Genomic DNA, 16,543 nt, shown 5'->3' with positions numbered 1-16,543 from the left:
TCGGTCCCGCGCCGGCTCAGAGCCGGTCGACCGCGGTCACGGTGACGACCGCCTCGCCGGCCTCGTCTGAGGCGGCGAGGTCGATCGTGGCGCTGATGCCCCAGTCGTGGTCGCCCGCGGGGTCGTCGAGGATCTGCCGCGCGGTCCAGGCCGTCGGGCCCTCGGTGAGCAGCAGCAGCCGGGAGCTGCGGGCGTCGGCGCCGGTCAGGATCTCGTCGTGCTCGGCGAAGTAGCCGTCGAGCGCGTCCGACCAGGCGTCGGCGCCGAAGCCGGGGTCGAGCTCGGCGAGCGCAGCCACGTCCTCCCGTGCGGCCAGCTGCACGCGACGGAACAGCTCGTTGCGCACCAGGATGCGGAACGCCCGGGTGTTGGCGGTGAGGCGCTTCGGGGCGGGCGGCACGATCGGCTCGTCCGGCGCGTGCGGGTCGAAGCGGCCGTTGTCGGTGCCCGTCGCGAGCTCGGTCCACTCGTCGAGCAGGCTGGAGTCGATCTGGCGCACGAGCTCGCCCAGCCACGCGATGAGGTCGCGGAGGTCCTCGTCCTTGCGCTCCTCGGGGATCGTCTGCGATGCCGCGCGGTAGGCGTCGGACAGGTAGCGCAGCACCACGCCCTCCGACCGGGCGATCTTGTAGAACGCGACGTATTCCCCGAACGACATGGCCCGCTCGTACATGTCGCGCACGACCGACTTGGGGCGGAGGGAGAAGTCGCGGACCCACGGCTGCGCGGCGCTGAACGTCTCGAACGCGGCGTCCAGCAGCTCGTCGAGCGGGCGCGGGTAGGTGATCTGCTCCAGCAGCTCCATCCGCTCGTCGTACTCGATCCCCTCCGCCTTCATCGCCGCGACCGCCTCGCCGCGGGCGAGGAACTCCTGCTGGCTGAGCACGGCGCGCGGGTCGTCGAGCGTCGACTCCACGATCGAGATCATGTCGAGCGCGTACGAGCCCGTGCCGGTCCCCGCGGACGGGTCGGGGTCGAGCAGGTCGAACGCAGCGAGGGCGAACGGCGACAGGGGCTGGTTGAGGGCGAAGTTCGGCGGCAGGTCGACGGTGAGGCGGATGTCGCCGTCGGCGGTGCGCTGCACGACTCCCGACTCCCGCAGCGTGCGGAAGATGCCGATCGCCCGGAGCGCCAGCTCCCGCTGTCGGACGCGGGTCTCGTGGTTGTCGTAGACCAGGCGGCGCATGTGGGCGAACACGTCGCCGCCGCGCGCGATCACGTTGAGCATCATGGCGCTGGTGATCTGCATGTGCGAGGTCAGCGTCTCGGGTGTCGCGTCGATGAGCTTGCGGAACGACGGCTCGCCCCACGACACGAACCCGTCGGGTGCCTTCTTGCGGATGATCTTCCGCTTCTTCTTCGGGTCGTCTCCGGCCTTGCGGATCGCGGCGAGGTTCTCGGTCTCGTGCTCCGGGGCCTGGGCCACGACGGTGCCCGCGGTGTCGAAACCCGCCCGCCCCGCCCGCCCGGCGATCTGGTGGAACTCGCGCGCGTTGAGCTGCCGCATCCGCGTGCCGTCGAACTTCGTCAGCGCCGTCAGCAGCACCGTGCGGATGGGCACGTTGATGCCGACCCCCAGCGTGTCGGTGCCGCAGATCACCCGCAGCAGTCCGCGCTGGGCGAGCTGCTCGACCAGGCGGCGGTACTTCGGGAGCATGCCCGCGTGATGCACGCCGATGCCGGCGCGCAGGAACCGCGACAGCGTCTTGCCGAACGCCGTGGTGAAGCGGAACTCGGCGATCAGGGCCGCGATCTCGTCGCGCTGCTCGCGCGACGCGACCTTCGTGCTCGACAGCGCCTGGGCGCGCTCCATGGCCGCCGACTGCGAGAAGTGCACGATGTAGACCGGCGCCTGCCCGGTGGCGAGCAGGTCGTCGATCGTCTCGTGGATGGGCGTCGTCTCGTAGAAGAAGTGCAGCGGCACCGGGCGCTCGACACCCGTGACCGTCGCGGTCTCCCTGCCCGTGCGCCGGGTCAGGTCGGCAGCGAGCGCGGTCACGTCGCCGAGGGTCGCCGACATGAGCACGAACTGCGCCTGCGGCAGCTCCAGCAACGGCACCTGCCACGCCCACCCGCGCTCCGGGTCGGCGTAGAAGTGGAACTCATCCATCACGACCAGCCCCACGTCGGCGTCGCTGCCGTGCCGCAGGGCGAGGTTGGCGAGGATCTCGGCGGTGCAGCAGATGATGGGAGCGTCCGCGTTGACCGAGGAGTCACCCGTGATCATGCCGACGTTCTCGGCGCCGAAGACGTCGACCAGGGCGAAGAACTTCTCGCTCACGAGCGCCTTGATCGGCGCCGTGTAGAAGCTCCGACGGTCGCCGACGAGCGCGGCGAAGTGCGCCCCCACCGCAACAAGCGACTTGCCGGTTCCGGTGGGCGTCGAGAGGATCAGGTTGTTCCCCGAGACGATCTCGATGAGCGCCTCGTCCTGGGCGGGGTAGAGCCGGATGCCCGTCGACTCCACCCACTCCACGAACGTCAGGTACACGGCGTCCGGATCGGCCGCGTCGGGAACGGTGGCGGGCTCGAGCCGCGGCGGGGAAGTCATGGTCCCTCGATCATCGCATCTGCATCAGACTCCCGTTCCCGTCACGCCCAGTGCGGTCAGCAGCTCGTAGGCCGTGGACCGCGCGTGCACGATGACCGCGCCGAGCTGCGATTCCGCGGCCGACACCGACAGCAGCAGCTGCCCGTACGGCGCGAGGATGAAGCTCAGCAGCGCCATCTGGCTGTCTTCCACCGACAGCGACACGATCGCGGACAGCGTGGGTTCGGTACCGCCCGAGATGATCTCCGCCTCGGCGCGGGCCACGCCGAACAGCGAACCGTTCATGGCCGCGAGGTGCTCGCCCGACTGCGGGTCGAGTCCGATCGACGCGATGTGCAGGCCGTCGGCGGTGCCGAGAACGGCCGAGGTCAGCTCGGGGAAGCGGCTCTTCAGCTGCTCCAGCCGGGTGATGGCGGACTGGTTCACGATGCCCGACCAGAGCGCCCAGTTGCCGGCGATGTCGGGGTGCATGCGCGACGGGTCGTGCGGAGCGGCCTCCGCGTCACCGTGTGGTCTCATCAGTTCTCCTCCGGAAGGTCGAGCGCAGCGCTGGCGACGCGCATCACGCTGTCGCGGTCGCGGGCGTCGGCCGCGAGCACGCGCGAGGGTGGCACCGCGTACTGCTGCAGCACGTCGGCGAGAGCCCGACGGATCGAGCCGATCGATCGGTGGTCGCTGTGGCTGACGACGATGATCAGCCGATGCAGCTCGGCGGGGAACAGTCGCAACCACTCCGCCGTGTCGGAGGTCATGGTGGGCTGATCGCCCCGCACCCAGAGCAGGATGCGGGTGCCGGGCAGCGACACGTTCGGTCGTGCTGCGGCGAACCGGCGCTGCCCCGGTACGCCGATGAGCGCGACAGAGACCTCGGGTGTCGGCCGCCACGTGCCGAAGTCGAGCCCGACCGTGGTCGTCGTCTTGTCCTCGCCCTGGGCCGCGGTGGCGCTCATCGGCACGTCGGTGTCGACCGGCGGCACGTCGCTCAGAGCGCGCACCGCGGTGGTCTTGCCGGCGCCGACGGGCCCCGCGAAGATCATGCGATATCGGGTCGGCATGTCTGCTCGTCGCCAACGAGAGCGCCTCAGCGGCTTCTCCGAGGAGCGCGCCCTGAGCGGCCGCGAGCTTCCGAGGCCGCTCCCGACGGCCTCCTCGGTCAAGCCTGGAGCGCCGCGACGTGGCGGTTGACGGACGAGCGCAGCATCGCCAGGTTCGTCGCCTGCCGATCGGCCGCGATGTACAGGAACATGCCGCCGTCGATGAGCTTGAGGAGGTGCAGCTGCGTGTCGAGCGTGAGCAGCATGTCCTCCAGGTGGGCGTCGAGGCCGAGCGCCTGGATGGTGCGGTTCTTGTTCTTCACGATCTCGGCGTTGAAGGCGCTCGCGACATCGAGATCGAAGTCCGGTCGGGTCGAGCTCGACGTGATCGGCAGCCCCGACTCCAGGTCGACGATCGACGCGCCGATGAAGCCGTTGATGTCGTGGGCGATGTCGTCGATCAGCTGGTTCAGCTCATCCTGCGTGGCCATGGTTCTCCCCAGTGTGTGGTTTTCACCGCGCGCACCAGAGACCGCCCAGTGCGGTCACCCCCAGAGTGCACGCGATCAGAAAAGTGTATAACGTTACCCGCCACTGCGCGAACCGGGTCCCGCCACGCCGCGCCTGAGCGTCAGCCCTCGCGGCGCCGCACGATCTCGGCGATCCACAGCGGGGCGAACGGCGAGGTGCAGCCGGGAGCGGTGGGGTAGTCCGCCAGCACCCGCAGGCGCTCGCCGATGTCGATGGCCCTGGCGCGGTGCTCCCGGTGGAAGATGCCGATCGTCGCGAGCGTCTCGTTCATCGCCCACTGCAAGCGCGGCGGCGCGTCGGCGAGGTCGCGCTCGATGCGGTCGAGCAGCGCGTCGAGATCGAGCCCGTCGGGGTCTTTCGCAACGCGCACGGTCGTGAGCGACCAGGCGGCCGCGGCCACGGTGGGATCCGGGTCGTCGAACCAGCGGGTGCGGAGCTCCTCCGTGAGCGGCGACTTCTTCACGACGTAGTTCACGAACCAGTCGTTGACCTTGGGTGGACGTGTGTCGCGCAGCAGGGCGTCCAGCTCGTCGGCGGTGAAGTCCCGCGGCCGGCAGATCAGGATCGCCAAGAGCCGGGCGGCGGTGTCGCCGGTCGCCCACAGCGCGGTCGCGAGCGCCTGGTCGGTCCCGATCCGCTTGGCCAGGGCGCGCATCCGGCTGAGGTTGATGCCGTGGTCGTCGCCGCGCTTCTCGTTCGCCGCGCGCTGCTTCGGATCTTCGAGCGCCGCGAGCTCGGCCACGGCGGCGTCCACGGTCATACCGGCCATGCTCACAGGGTACGCGCGGTCACTCCTCGTCGAGCAGCTCCCCGCGGATCCGCCGCAGGTCCTCCATGAGCGACCCGACGAGGATCCAGTGCTGCGACGACGGCGGACGGACCACCAGCGGCGCCGTGAGGGCCGGGATCGCCGAGGTCAGCGCCTCGGGCTCGGGCGCCGGGGCGGACGACTGCACTGCGAGCCGCACGTCGTGCCCGGCCCGGCGCAGCTGCTCCGCGATCGCGGCCACCGCCGGCTCCTCGCCGAGGCGGTCGTCGTAGTGGTCGAAGTAGGCGCGGGTCATCCCGATGGTCTGCGTGACGATGGGGGACAGGCGGTCGAGCAGCTGCCGCAGTTCCGCCAGGTCGGCTCGGTGCGTCGAGCGGCGCGGGTTGAGGGTGAGCGACTCCTCCCCGGCGGCGATCGCGGCCTCGGCGGCGTCCTTCATCGGTCGGAGCAGTCGCACCTCCAGCATCAGCTCCTGCAGCCGCGCGGGGGTCTGCGGCTCGGGCAGCGCATCGGCGAGGCGGTCCAGGCTCGCCGCGAGCTCGCGTCCGAGGAGCCCGACATCGCGCCGTGCCGGCTCGACGAGCACGGGCGGCACGATCAGGGCGTTCACCACGATGCCGATCACCACGCCGATCAGCGTCTCGGCGATGCGGGCGATCGCATACTCCGGGCTCGACGACCCCAGGGCCAGCACGAGCATCGCCGAGATCGCGACCTGGTTGCCGGTGCCCGGCGAGGCCCGGAAGATCCAGGCGACGAGCATCGCCACCACGATCGCGAGCAGCACGATCCAGCTCGGTGAGCCGAGGAGGAGCCCCAGCGCGACGGCGATCACCACCCCCACGATCACGCCGATGCTGCGCTCCAGCGCCTTGGACAGCGACTGGTTGACGCTCGGCTGCACCACCAGCAGGGCCGCGATCGCCGCGAACACGGGCAGCTGCCCCGGGAAGGCCCAGCCCGCGATCAGCCAGGCCGCGATCGTGGCCGCGGCCGACTTCACGACCTGCAGCAGCGGTGACCGCTGGGAGGCGCGGATCGCGGCGGGGATGCGCATGGCCTCCACGCTAGTGCGCCCGCGGGCGCGGGATGATACGCGCCGACTGCGGACCCGTCCATCGGGGTGACCGATCCGCCGGCCAGGCGGAGAGTGGGCCACCCCAGCGACAAGCGACCCGGCGAGGAGGCCGACATGTACTTCCACCTGCAGCAGCTCATCAACGACATCGAGGTCGACGAACCGGACCCCGCGGCGGCCAACGCGCTGCAGGAGGGTCTGGGCGGCCAGTTCGGCGAGATGCGCACGATGATGCAGTACCTGTTCCAGAGCATCAACTTCCGTGGTCCAGCGGGCAAGCCGTATCGCGACCTCATCCAGGGCATCGGCACCGAGGAGATCAGCCACGTCGAGCTGATCGGCACGACCATCTCCCGGCTGCTCGACGGCTCTCCGGCGTATCAGGGCAAGAAGGACGCCCCGGTGGACGCACCGGGAGCCGGCGGCGCGGTGCCGCTCGAGATCGCGCTCGACCACAGCAACATCCACCACTACCTGGTCGGCGCGCAGGGCGCCCTGCCGGTGGACGCGGCGGGGAACCCGTGGATGGGCAGCTACGTGTACAACTCCGGCAACCTCGTGCTCGACCTGCTCTACAACCTCATGCTCGAGTCGACGGGCAGGCTGCAGAAGTGCCGTCTGTACGAGATGACGGCGAACAAGACGGCGCGCTCCACGATCTCGTACCTCATCGTGCGCGACCAGGCGCACGAGAACGCCTATGCGAAGGCGCTCGAGACCCTGGGGGTGAACTGGCGCACGAGCCTGCCGATCCCCAAGACGAACGCCGAGAGCTTCCCCGAGGTGAAGCGGCTGCTCGACCTCGGTCTGCAGAGCAAGCAGTACTCGTTCGACCTGGACGACCGCTCCGAGGCAGGGCGCATCTTCCAGGGGATGTCGCCGTCGGGCGACGGCACCGAGCTGATCGCCGACCAGCAGGCACCGGAGGGCGTGCCGTCGGTCATCGCGCCGGAGCGCCCCGAGGAGTTCGCGCCGGGTGCGGACGCGGAGCTGCAGGCGCTCATCCAGGCCACCGCCGAGATGGAGATGGCCGACATCGACGCGACCTTCGGCCGGATGACGTCGAGCTGAGGACCGTCGTCGATCGGCGCCGCGATGTCAACCCCGTGGCCGATACCGGCTCGCGACGCCTGAATGGAAGCACACGAACGACGAACAGCAGAGGAGCATCCCATGGTGCAGATCATCGAGACCATCGACGTCGACGTTCCCGTCCGCACGGCATACAACCAGTGGACGCAGTTCGAGAGCTTCCCGAAGTTCCTCGACGAGGTCGTGTCCATCACGCAGACCGACGACACCCACACGCACTGGAAGGTGAACGTGGGTGGAGCGGAGCGCGAGTTCGACGCCGAGATCACCGAGCAGCACCCGGATGAGCGCGTCGCCTGGAACAGCGTCGGCGGCGAGACCGAGCACGCGGGCGTGGTGACCTTCCACAAGCTCGACGACACGTCGACCCGCGTCACGGTGCAGCTCGACTGGGAGCCGGAGGGGCTGCTGGAGAAGGTGGGCGCGCTCGTCGGCGCCGGCTCGCACGCCGTGAAGAAGGACCTCAAGAACTTCAAGGAGTTCATCGAGGGGCGCGGCGTCGAGACGGGCGCCTGGCGCGGCGACGTCGACGCCTGATCCGCGGGCGACCGGAGGGCGCGCGATCGGAGATCGACGAGGCCCGGAGCACCGCAGCACGCGGGGTTCCGGGCCTCGTCGCGTGTCCGCCGTGCGCGGAGTCGGGGGTGCGCACGTCGGCGCCCCGTGCTTGCATGAGCGCATGGAGAGGGACCGGAGGCTGCGCGCCGAGGCTGCAGCGGTCGCGGCGACCGCCGTGTGCTTCGTGCTCGGCGTCGGCGCGGGACTCGTCGTGCTGCGCGGGGCGTCGAGGCCGCTGACCGGCGAGACGGGGCTGGCGATGCCGGTCGCCGTGGTCGCCGGGGTGATCGCCGCGGGGGCCTTCGCGGTGAGCACACTGCGGCACCGTCGCGGCGAGACCACCGGGATGCCGCGCTGGCAGGTGATCGTGTCGCACCTCTCGGCAGGCGCACTCACGCTCGCGTTCGGCGCCGTGACCGTGATGGGCGTGCTGCTCACAGCGGAGGTGCTGGCCGTCGGGCTGCGCGGGCTCGAGCTCGGGGCGGTGGGCGGCGGTCTGCTCGCCGGGGTCGCGGCGGCCGTGGGTGGCCGGTTCGCGTTCGGGGCCGGGGTCGGGCTGCGCACGGCCGACCTCGCCGGGCTCCTGTTCGGCTTCCTGGTGATCGGCACGCTGTTCGCGATGGTGACGGCGGTCGACCCGCGGTGGTGGGAGGAGAACTTCTCGCAGCTCGGCGTGGGGTGGGCGTTCAACGGCACGCTCGTGGTCGCCGGGCTGCTCGTCGCCACGGTCGGCGCGTACATCGGCCGTGACCTGCACCGCCTGCGGGGCGACGACGCCCTGCCGCGCATCGCCGTGATCGTGGGCCTGTGGGCGGCCGCGGGTGCGGCGCTCGCCGCCGTGGGGCTGCTGCCCCTGTACCGGGCACCCCTGCCGCACGACATCGCGGCCTTCGCGGCGCTCGTGCTGTTCCTGGCCGCCGCGGCACTGACCACGGTCGCGGTACCGGGGCGACCGACGGCGCTCGTGGCGACGTCGATCGCGGTGGGCGTGCTCGTGGTGGTGGCGGTCGTGCTGTGGCTGCCGTTCGGGCTGTACGCGGTCACGGCGCTCGAGGCGATCGTGGTCGGGCTGGGGCTGCTGTGGCTGACGACGCTCGTGCGCGTGCTGGCGATCCTGGTGCCGGAGGCGTCGCGTCCCTCGGCCCGGCGCTCGCCGCTGCGCGCGGGCTGACGCCGGCTCGACGAGGGGGTCAGCGAGCTTCGGGTGCGAGCACGCCGGAGATGAGCAGTTGCACCAGGTCGGCAGCCCGGTACCGCGCGTCGCCGGTCGCGCCGATGCAGAGGTTCCCGATGCCTCGGAGCACGGTGTACGCATCGATCGCGGGCGTCGCCTCCGCGGACCCGCGCGCTGCCTCCAGGAGCGAGGCGCACACCGGGACGAGACGGTCGACGAAGTAGGTGTGCAGGGCGTCGGATCCGGCGCTGTCGCCCTGCAGTGCGCCGGGCAGGCCATGCTTGGTGACCAGGAACTCCACGAACAGGGCGACCCACGCACGCAAGGCAGCTTCGGGGGTCGCGCTCTCCGCAAGAAGGCGGGGACCGGCGTCGGCGCACGCTTCGACCTGGTGCCGGTACACCGCGACCACCAGCTCGGAACGCGTCGGAAAGTGACGATAGATCGTCCCGACGCCGACTCCCGCCTTCGCTGCGATCTCTCGGACCGGAGCATCGACCCCGGACGTCACGAACACTGCTGCCGCCGCCTCGAGCAGAGCCTGCTCGCTCCGGCGCGGGCGACCCGCTCGCTGCGGCCGCGCATCGTGCGACGGCTCGCTCTCGACCTCGCTCATGTCCTGCTCCGGTTCCCTCGACGGCGCTCACTTGCATTACGGAGCATTGTTCCGTAATGTTGCGGAACAGCGCTCCGATATCCACTATCGCAGAGCGCTGCACCCCTCGGAAAGGAACTCGCCGTGACCTCATCCATCGTCGACACGCTGGACGGCATCATCGGTGCCGGACGCGGGGTCGTCTCCGTCGCTCCCGTGGCGGTGTCCGCGCCCGGCCGAGCGGTTCCCCTCGACGTGCGGGTGTCCGCTCCCGCGACGGGATCGAACCTTCCCGTCGTGCTGTTCTCCCACGGCAACGGCTGGAACCTCGATGGGTATGCGCCGCTCACCGCGTTCTGGGCCTCCCGCGGGTTCGTCGTGATCCAGCCGACGCATCTGGACTCGCGCCGCAACGGGTTCGGGTTCGAGCACCCGGTGTTCCCCACGATCTGGACCGAACGGATCACGGATCTCACTCGCATCCTCGACCAGCTCGACACCATCGAGGCCGCCGTTCCCGGTCTCTCCGGCCGCATCGATCGCACGCGCGTCGCCGCGACCGGTCATTCCTGGGGCGGACAGACCGCGCAGTCCGTGCTCGGGGCGCGGATCCTCGACGACTCGGGCACGGTCGGCGACGACATGTCCGACGGACGCGTCACCGCAGGCATCCTGTTCGCGGCGACCGGTGTCGGCGGCGACCACCTTCACCCTTTCGCACGGACGAACTTCCCCTTCATGCGTCCGTCCTTCGCGGAGCTTCGCACGCCGACCCTCGTCGTCGCCGGAGACCACGACCAGTCCGCGATGTCCAGCCGCGGACCGGACTGGTTCACCGATGCCTATACGCACAGCCCCGGTGCGACGGATCTCCTCACGCTCCACGGTGCCGAGCACTCCCTCGGCGGCATCGTGGGGTACGACGTCGCCGAGACCACCGACGAGCACCCCGAGCGGGTCGCCGTCATCCAGCGGATGAGCACCGCCTACCTGCGGACCGCTCTGCACGTCGACGACACCAGCTGGCCCGCTGCTCGCGCCGCGTTCACGGAGGGCGGCCATCCGATCGGTCACATCGACAGCAAGTGAGAGGTGTGCCCGTGTCCCTCGCCGTGCGCGAGCAGCAGGCGAGGGACCAGGCGTCGCCAGGGAGGAGATCACAGCGCGCAGCGCGCTCCGTCCTCGGGGAGTTCGAGGTCGACGAGGTAGTCGGCGACGATCTCGTCGATGCACTCGTTGCGGGAGACGATGGTGCCGTGCTGGTTGCCGTCGACGGTGAGCAGTCGTGCGCCGAGGGTGTCGGCGAGGCTGATGCCTCCGTCGTGAGGGGTCACCGGATCTCCCGTGGCCGACACCACGAGCACCTCGGGAAGCCCGTCGATGTCCGTCGCGTAGGGGTAGCCGAGTGTCGGTTCGGACGGCCAGTACTCGCAGCCGTCCTGGGTGGGGGGACCGGTCCCCGGGTCGAGGAACGGCACGGCATCGTTGAGGTCTTCGCCGAGCCTCGCCATCTCCTCGGCGGTGAAGCGTTGTTCGTCCAGGCAGTTGATCGCGAAGAGCGCCTCGTACGAGTTCGTGTACTCGCCGCTCTCGGAGCGGCCGTATGACCCGTCGCGCAGCGCGAGCAGGGCATCCGGCCGACCTGCCTTCAGCTCCGCCAGCCCTGCCGCGATCGCGGGCCAACTCGCCTCGGAGTACAGCCCGGCGACGATGCCTTCGCCGGCGGCGAGGAAGCCGACCTCGCGGCCGTCGGCGGCGATCAGCGGTTCATCGACAAGCGGCCGCAGGAGCCGCTGCGCCTCGCTCGTCGCCCGTGCGGGATCGGCGCCCAGAGGGCAATCGGCCTGGGCCGCACAGAAGTCGGCGAAGCGCTGGAAGGACGCCTGCAGCCCCTCGCTGAGGTGGATCCGACGCTCCCGGGTGTTCTTGAGCGGGTCGACCGCGCCGTCGAGGACGAGGGCGCGGACGTTCTGCGGGAACATCTCGGCATAGACCGCTCCGAGGCGCGTGCCGTAGCTCACACCCGCGAAGGTGAGCTTCTCGTCGCCGAGCGCGGCTCGGAGGATGTCCATGTCGCGAGCGGTATCGCGGGTTCCGAGGTGCGCGAGCACGTCGCCTCGGCCCGTGCCATCGGCGCACTTCTCGACGATCTCGCGGGCGGAATCGTCCGTCCACTCTCCGAGTGCCGCGAGGGGAGCGTCGGCGTCTCGCTCGTCGTCGGTGTAGCAATCGACGGCGGGGCGGCTGAGGCCGACCCCCCGGGTGTCGAAGCCCACGATGTCGAAGCGGTCGGTGAGGGGCCCGCCCGACCACAGGGCGGCCACCAGAGGGGCGAACGTCGTCGCCGCCGCGCCTGGTCCGCCGGGATTCAGCACGACCGAGCCGATGCGGTCCTCGCCGGTGGCTGCGATGCGGGCCACCGCCAACTCGATGGTCTCACCCGCGGGGTCCCCGTAATCCAGGGGCACCGTGAGCATCGCGCACTCGGCGCTCTCCGCCGCATCGATGACCTGAGGGACGGCGGGTTGCGACCTCACGAGCGCGGGGTCACAGGCACCGAAGTCGAGCTCCTGCCCCCTGTACCGCTCGAGGTCCGAGTCCTGCACGGCTTCCGATTCCGGCGCGGCGTCCCGGTCGACCTGCGTCGCGGCGGTGCAGCCGGCCAGCAGCAGCGATGCGACCGCGGTGACAGCGGCGACCGGTGCCACCCATCGCCGTCGATGATCGTTCCTCCGTCGGCTGCGGATCGGCGAGCGGTTCCTCATGGTGTTTCCTTTCGTGGGGTCTCAACTGGCGAGTTCATCGATCCAGCTCGATCGCATCCGCAGGGCCCGCTCCGTGCTGCCGGCGACGGCCGCGAGCCCGATGAGCAGATTGATGTGCAGGGGGAGCTGGATGGGGGACGTGAAGGTGCCCACCGATGCGGCGATCAGCGGTATCTGCGAAAGAGCCTCGATGATCTGGGGAACCTCGACGCAGAGTCCGACGACAACGAGGGTGAGGGAGATGAGGCCGATCGCACGGCTCGCCCGGGGATGCCGGTGGTGCAGGCGGGCGCGGCGCCCCTCGGCCGATCGCGGATCGGGTGACAGCTGTTCTTCGGTGCCGTCTGCGCGCACGTAGTGGCAGCGCTTGAGCCCGAAGCCGGTGATCGCGACCTCGATGTGGCCGCCGGGCACCGCGAAGCGGGTGGGCATCTTCGCGTACGACCGGAGTGCGCCGTCGACGTAGAGGCGGGCGCGGACCTCCCCGTCGCTCATGTCACCCCCGTGGCGCACGTCGACGGTGTAGATGGATGCCGTGCCGTCCGGCGACGCCAGGGTGATCGAGCGCAGCGATCGGCTGAACATCTGCCACCAGCGGTACCGCCGCAATGGTTCTCCTGACCCGTGGCGGACGCGGCGGTTGCGCCAGTTCGCGATTCCCATCGTCGCGGTCCTCGTCTCGATTAGTACAGCGTGCTAGTGAACGAGGGGCTAAGCTATCACACTGTGATAGATCGATGGTTTGCGGAAGGCGGGCATGGGCGCTGAATCGAAGGAGCCGGGGACCCGCTCGAAGATCCTCATCGCGGCGGCGACGATGCTCGGCGAGAACCCCACGGCTCGACTGAGCGTGCGGGGCGTGGCTGCGCGTGCCCAGGTGAGCACCGGCTCGCTGCGGCACTTCTTCCCCACCCAGCGGGAACTCATCGAGACGGTGGTCGCGGGGATGTACGACCTGGAGATTCCCGACGACCCCATCGACGATCGCTCCCTCACGCCCGAAGAGCGCCTGACCGCGTGCCTGCAGTTGCTTCTTTCCCACGTGGGCGTGGGCGAACGCGCCAGGCAGCAGTGGGGAGCGCTCTACGAGGCGTACGTCGCCACGCCTCCCTCCGAGGACGAAGCCGCGACCTACCTCGCGCTCGAACGGATGGGGCGCCACCGCATCGAGCAGTGGCTGACGACCCTGGTCGACGAGGGTGCGATCGCTGCGGGTGGGATCGAGGAGCGCGCGCGGTTCCTCGCCACCGTGACGTCGGGCATCGCGACTGAACGCGCGCTGCCCTCCGAGACGGTGCGCGTCGATGCCGAGAAGGAGACCCTGCGTCTCGCCGTCCACGCGGTCATGAGCGGGCCGCCCGCCGCATGAGTTCTCCCTTCGACGGCATGCCCGTCGCGCGGACCGCCTCCGTCGTCGCCACTCCCTAGGCGGGTGTCGCGCCGGGGCGCGCGGAAGATAGGGCATCCGTCCGATGTGGCGGTGGGGCCTCAGAGCGGAGTGTAGGGATACACCGAACCGCCGAGGAGAGATCATGTTCGAGCACCCCTATCTGACCCAGCAGGTGACCGCTCACGAGCAGGAGCGCATCGCGACGGCCGTCGAGCAGCGCCGCCGCCTGATCGAGCACGCGGACCAGATCGTGCCGCGGGCGGACGGGCCCGTGCGGCGGCTGCTGCGTCGCCTCGTGCAGCGCGGGGTCGTCTCGCGCGCGACTGTCGCGGAGCGCGAGTGCCGACCGTGCGAGCCCGCGGTCGCCCGGTGACCGACGCGGTCCTGCTGCCGTTCCCGCACCGCGATCCCGATGTCGGCGGTGGGTGGGACGATGGAGGCATGGCCCCAGCCCCCAGCGCCGCGATGGTCGGGCGAGACGCCGAGCTCGCCGAGGTGCGCCGTCTGTTCGACGGAGCGCGCGACGGCGTGCCCGCGGCCGTGCTGGTGGAGGGCGAGGCCGGGATCGGCAAGTCCCGCCTGGCGCGCGAGTTCGGCGCCGAGGTCGCGAACGCCGCCGACGTGCATGTCGGATGGTGCCTCGACCTGGGCGCGTCGCGCATGCCGTTCGGCCCTCTCACCGGCATCCTCCGGTCGATCGTGGCGCGGATGGGCGTCGAGCGCGTGCGAGCGGTCGTCGGCGTGGGCATCGAGGCGCTCGGGATGCTGCTGCCCGAGCTCGTCGACGCCCCCGCCGACCGCGAGCGCACGAGCCCGGAGCGTCTGCGCGACGCCGTTGCGTCACTGGTCGAGGCCGCGGCGGAGGAGTCGCCGCAGGTGCTCGTGGTGGAAGACCTGCACTGGGCCGACGACTCGACCCTGGCCATCCTGTCGTTCCTGCTGCGGGCGTGGAACCGCGGTCGCATCCTGCTGCTCATCACCTGCCGCACCGACGACGTGCGTCGCGGCGACGCGGTGAGCCGTTTCATCGGCGAGGCCACGAGGGCGCGGCTGCTGGAGCGGCTGACGGTGTCGCGTCTGGAAGACGAGGCCGTCCGCGAGCTGGTCGAGCAGATCACCGGGCGCGCTCCGTCGCCGTCCGCGCTCGAGCGGCTGCAGGTGCGCGCCGAGGGCGTGCCGTTCTTCGTGGAGGAGATCGCCGGGTGCTCCCAGGGCCCGCTGCCGGACAGCCTGCGCGACCTGCTGCTGGCACGCTTCGACCGTCTCGGCGACGACGCAGGGCGTGTGGTGCGGGTCATCTCCGGCGCCGAGCGTCCCCTGAGCCACCCGCTCGTCACGCGCCTGGCCGGGCTGCCCGAGGAACGTCTCGACGAGGCCCTGCGCGAGGCCGCCCGCAGCGGCATCATCGTGGTAGAAGACGACGACTACCGGTTCCGGCACGCGCTGCTGCGCGAGGCCGTGCACGACGATCTGCTCCCGGGGGAGCGCGCCCGCCTGCACCGCGCCTACGCCGAGGCGCTGGAGGAGCAGAGCGAGGGGGCCGCCGACCGGGGCGATGCCGCCGCGCTCGCGTATCACTGGCAGCTCGCGCAAGACGACCGTCGCGCGATCACGGCCGCCGCCGAGGCCATGCGGCAGGCCAAGGCGCAGTATGCCTTCGCGAGTGCTGCGCGCTTCGGCGAGCTCGTGCTCGAGCTGTGGCCGCTCGTGCCGGACGCCGCCGCCGCGACGGGGTTCGGGCGCCTGGAACTGCTGCACGTGCTCGGGTCGGTGCTGCGCAACGCGGGCGACGGGGAGCGCGCTCTCGCGGTGGCCAACGTCGCGCTCGCCGAGGTCGACGCGACGACGGTCGACCCGCGACTGCACGCCCGCCTGCTGCGCAACAAGGCGCTGTACCTGGTGAACCTGGGGCGGCTCGGGGCCGTGCCGCTGCTCCGCGAGGCGCTGGCCATCGCAGAGGAGCACGTGCCCGACGAGGCGTTCCGCGCCGAGCTGCTCAACCAGCTCGCCGGTCGCCTGATGATCGCGGGCGACCGGGAGGATGCGATCCGGCTCGCCGACGAGGCCGAGCGCCGGGCCGCGGCCGCGGGGTCGCGCGACCAGCAGTCGATCGCAGCGAACATGCGCGGCGGCTCACTGGCGCACCTCGGCGCCGTCGAGGCGGGCGTGCGGGAGTTCGAACGGGCGAGGGTGCTGGCGGACGGCTCGACCGCCGAGATGCGCTACCGCGTGAACTACTCCGACCTGTTGACGCTGCTCGGCCGGTACCGGGAGGCGGTCGCGGTGGCCGAAGCGGGGCTGCGCCGCGCGCGGGAGCTGCGCGTCGAGCGCACGTCGGGCACGATCATGGCGCAGAACATGATCGTCCCGCTGCTCGAGCTCGGCGAGATCGACCGCGTCGAGGAGATGCTGTCGCGCGACTTCGTGCAGGGCACGCTGCGGGTGTTCCGCATGTACATGAGCATGACGCGCGTGCGGGTGCTGGCGTGGCGCGGCCGGTCGACCGAGGCGGCGGAGATGCTGCGCGAGTGGCGGCCGGCGTTCGAGGAGACCGGCGGCTCTGAGCGCCAGATCTGGTACGACCTCGTGACGATGACGGTCGCGGTGGCGCAGAGCGAGGGCGACCTCACCGGTGCGCTCGACGCGATCCTCGCGATGGTGCACGACGAGAAGCCGGCGCTGCTGCATCAGCGTCGGCTGCTGCTGGAGGGCGGGGCGATCATCGCGGAGCTGCGGTCCCGGGGGGCCGACGTCGAGGCGGCCTCGGCCACGATCCGCGACGCCTGGCTGGCGCAGCCCGACCAGCTGCAGCACGACGCCTGGGGGCTGATTCTCGATGCCCTGCTCGACCCGCGACCGGAGAAGGTGGAGGAGGCGCTGCGCCGCGCTGACGGCGACGACGTGCCGGTGACCTTCCGCGCGGTGCTCCGCCTGGAGCGCGCGCAGGTGCACGTGCGAGACGGCGAGCGCGCGGCCGCCTCCGCCGTGGTCGCCGAGGCCGCCGCG

Annotated in this window: 16 protein-coding genes; 7 read left to right on the top strand and 9 right to left on the bottom strand. The window is 71.0% G+C overall.

Annotated features, from left to right (window positions below):
- Nucleotides 1-16 precede the first annotated feature (16 nt).
- The 6 genes from DW299_RS11620 to DW299_RS11595 all read right to left on the bottom strand — a co-directional run bounded on the left by DW299_RS11620 (nt 17) and on the right by DW299_RS11595 (nt 5,942).
- On the bottom strand, nt 17-2,551 hold the full coding sequence (locus DW299_RS11620; RefSeq protein WP_136036684.1) for a DEAD/DEAH box helicase: 2,535 nt from the start codon (nt 2,549-2,551) through the stop codon (nt 17-19).
- 24 nt (nt 2,552-2,575) lie between these two features.
- Nucleotides 2,576-3,070: a roadblock/LC7 domain-containing protein gene (locus DW299_RS11615; RefSeq protein WP_136036683.1), complete on the bottom strand. Its 495-nt coding sequence runs from the start codon at nt 3,068-3,070 to the stop codon at nt 2,576-2,578.
- On the bottom strand, nt 3,070-3,606 hold the full coding sequence (locus DW299_RS11610; RefSeq protein ID WP_136036682.1) for a GTP-binding protein: 537 nt from the start codon (nt 3,604-3,606) through the stop codon (nt 3,070-3,072). The genes DW299_RS11615 and DW299_RS11610 overlap by 1 nt, the downstream gene beginning before the upstream one ends.
- 98 nt (nt 3,607-3,704) lie before the next feature.
- The gene (locus DW299_RS11605) at nt 3,705-4,076 is read right to left on the bottom strand and encodes a roadblock/LC7 domain-containing protein (protein WP_136036681.1); all 372 of its coding nucleotides are present in this window, start codon (nt 4,074-4,076) and stop codon (nt 3,705-3,707) included.
- A gap of 140 nt (nt 4,077-4,216) precedes the next feature.
- Nucleotides 4,217-4,885, bottom strand: coding sequence for a DNA alkylation repair protein (locus tag DW299_RS11600; RefSeq protein ID WP_136036680.1), 669 nt, complete (start codon nt 4,883-4,885; stop codon nt 4,217-4,219).
- Between the two features lie 19 nt (nt 4,886-4,904).
- Nucleotides 4,905-5,942: an FUSC family protein gene (locus DW299_RS11595; RefSeq protein WP_136032684.1), complete on the bottom strand. Its 1,038-nt coding sequence runs from the start codon at nt 5,940-5,942 to the stop codon at nt 4,905-4,907.
- 135 nt (nt 5,943-6,077) lie between these two features.
- On the opposite strand from DW299_RS11595, the gene DW299_RS11590 reads away from it, so the two are divergent.
- The 3 genes from DW299_RS11590 (at nt 6,078) to DW299_RS11580 (ending at nt 8,784) form a co-directional block, all read left to right on the top strand.
- A complete protein-coding gene (locus DW299_RS11590) occupies nt 6,078-7,034 on the top strand; it encodes a manganese catalase family protein (protein ID WP_136036679.1) in 957 nt (318 codons plus the stop codon).
- A 102-nt stretch (nt 7,035-7,136) separates the two neighbouring features.
- A complete protein-coding gene (locus DW299_RS11585) occupies nt 7,137-7,592 on the top strand; it encodes an SRPBCC family protein (protein ID WP_136036678.1) in 456 nt (151 codons plus the stop codon).
- A gap of 142 nt (nt 7,593-7,734) precedes the next feature.
- Nucleotides 7,735-8,784, top strand: coding sequence for a DUF998 domain-containing protein (locus DW299_RS11580; protein ID WP_240745391.1), 1,050 nt, complete (start codon nt 7,735-7,737; stop codon nt 8,782-8,784).
- A 19-nt stretch (nt 8,785-8,803) separates the two neighbouring features.
- Here the strand turns inward: DW299_RS11580 and DW299_RS11575 are convergent, their stop codons facing one another.
- Nucleotides 8,804-9,403 (bottom strand): TetR/AcrR family transcriptional regulator, encoded by a 600-nt coding sequence (locus tag DW299_RS11575; RefSeq protein ID WP_136036677.1) that lies wholly within the window; start codon nt 9,401-9,403, stop codon nt 8,804-8,806.
- 123 nt (nt 9,404-9,526) lie between these two features.
- On the opposite strand from DW299_RS11575, the gene DW299_RS11570 reads away from it, so the two are divergent.
- Nucleotides 9,527-10,471 carry an alpha/beta hydrolase family protein gene (locus tag DW299_RS11570; RefSeq protein ID WP_136036676.1) on the top strand — a complete coding sequence of 315 codons (945 nt, stop codon included), beginning with the start codon at nt 9,527-9,529 and terminating at the stop codon, nt 10,469-10,471.
- 68 nt (nt 10,472-10,539) lie between these two features.
- Here DW299_RS11570 and DW299_RS11565 read toward each other — a convergent pair whose 3' ends face one another.
- A complete protein-coding gene (locus DW299_RS11565; RefSeq protein ID WP_205814382.1) occupies nt 10,540-12,090 on the bottom strand; it encodes an alpha/beta hydrolase in 1,551 nt (516 codons plus the stop codon).
- Nucleotides 12,091-12,168: 78 nt separating this feature from the next.
- On the bottom strand, nt 12,169-12,810 hold the full coding sequence (locus DW299_RS11560) for a hypothetical protein (RefSeq protein ID WP_136036674.1): 642 nt from the start codon (nt 12,808-12,810) through the stop codon (nt 12,169-12,171).
- 94 nt (nt 12,811-12,904) lie between these two features.
- On the opposite strand from DW299_RS11560, the gene DW299_RS11555 reads away from it, so the two are divergent.
- The 3 genes from DW299_RS11555 to DW299_RS11545 form a co-directional block, all read left to right on the top strand.
- Entirely contained in the window at nt 12,905-13,516 is a 612-nt protein-coding gene (locus DW299_RS11555) for a TetR/AcrR family transcriptional regulator (RefSeq protein ID WP_136036673.1), read from the top strand.
- A gap of 163 nt (nt 13,517-13,679) precedes the next feature.
- Nucleotides 13,680-13,910 carry a hypothetical protein gene (locus DW299_RS11550; RefSeq protein WP_136032702.1) on the top strand — a complete coding sequence of 77 codons (231 nt, stop codon included), beginning with the start codon at nt 13,680-13,682 and terminating at the stop codon, nt 13,908-13,910.
- Between the two features lie 68 nt (nt 13,911-13,978).
- A partial coding sequence (locus DW299_RS11545; protein WP_136036672.1) for an ATP-binding protein occupies nt 13,979-16,543 on the top strand: 2,565 nt, incomplete at its 3' end.

Origin of the sequence: Microbacterium sp. K35 (genome assembly GCF_004794375.1) — a bacterium.
Taxonomy (GTDB): Bacteria; Actinomycetota; Actinomycetes; order Actinomycetales; family Microbacteriaceae; genus Microbacterium; species Microbacterium sufflavum.
The sequence above is the reverse complement of the archived record's forward strand: the minus strand, read 5'-3'. Positions and strand labels throughout refer to the sequence as shown.

Excerpts from the sequence above, each read along its gene's own strand:
- DW299_RS11620 (WP_136036684.1), bottom strand. The coding sequence starts at position 2,551 with ATGACTTCCCCGCCGCGGCTCGAGCCCGCCACCGTTCCCGACGCGGCC.
- DW299_RS11615 (WP_136036683.1), bottom strand. The coding sequence starts at position 3,070 with ATGAGACCACACGGTGACGCGGAGGCCGCTCCGCACGACCCGTCGCGC.
- DW299_RS11610 (WP_136036682.1), bottom strand. The coding sequence starts at position 3,606 with ATGCCGACCCGATATCGCATGATCTTCGCGGGGCCCGTCGGCGCCGGC.
- DW299_RS11605 (WP_136036681.1), bottom strand. The coding sequence starts at position 4,076 with ATGGCCACGCAGGATGAGCTGAACCAGCTGATCGACGACATCGCCCAC.
- DW299_RS11600 (WP_136036680.1), bottom strand. The coding sequence starts at position 4,885 with ATGGCCGGTATGACCGTGGACGCCGCCGTGGCCGAGCTCGCGGCGCTC.
- DW299_RS11595 (WP_136032684.1), bottom strand. The coding sequence starts at position 5,942 with ATGCGCATCCCCGCCGCGATCCGCGCCTCCCAGCGGTCACCGCTGCTG.
- DW299_RS11590 (WP_136036679.1), top strand. The coding sequence starts at position 6,078 with ATGTACTTCCACCTGCAGCAGCTCATCAACGACATCGAGGTCGACGAA.
- DW299_RS11585 (WP_136036678.1), top strand. The coding sequence starts at position 7,137 with ATGGTGCAGATCATCGAGACCATCGACGTCGACGTTCCCGTCCGCACG.
- DW299_RS11580 (WP_240745391.1), top strand. The coding sequence starts at position 7,735 with ATGGAGAGGGACCGGAGGCTGCGCGCCGAGGCTGCAGCGGTCGCGGCG.
- DW299_RS11575 (WP_136036677.1), bottom strand. The coding sequence starts at position 9,403 with ATGAGCGAGGTCGAGAGCGAGCCGTCGCACGATGCGCGGCCGCAGCGA.
- DW299_RS11560 (WP_136036674.1), bottom strand. The coding sequence starts at position 12,810 with ATGGGAATCGCGAACTGGCGCAACCGCCGCGTCCGCCACGGGTCAGGA.
- DW299_RS11555 (WP_136036673.1), top strand. The coding sequence starts at position 12,905 with ATGGGCGCTGAATCGAAGGAGCCGGGGACCCGCTCGAAGATCCTCATC.
- DW299_RS11550 (WP_136032702.1), top strand. The coding sequence starts at position 13,680 with ATGTTCGAGCACCCCTATCTGACCCAGCAGGTGACCGCTCACGAGCAG.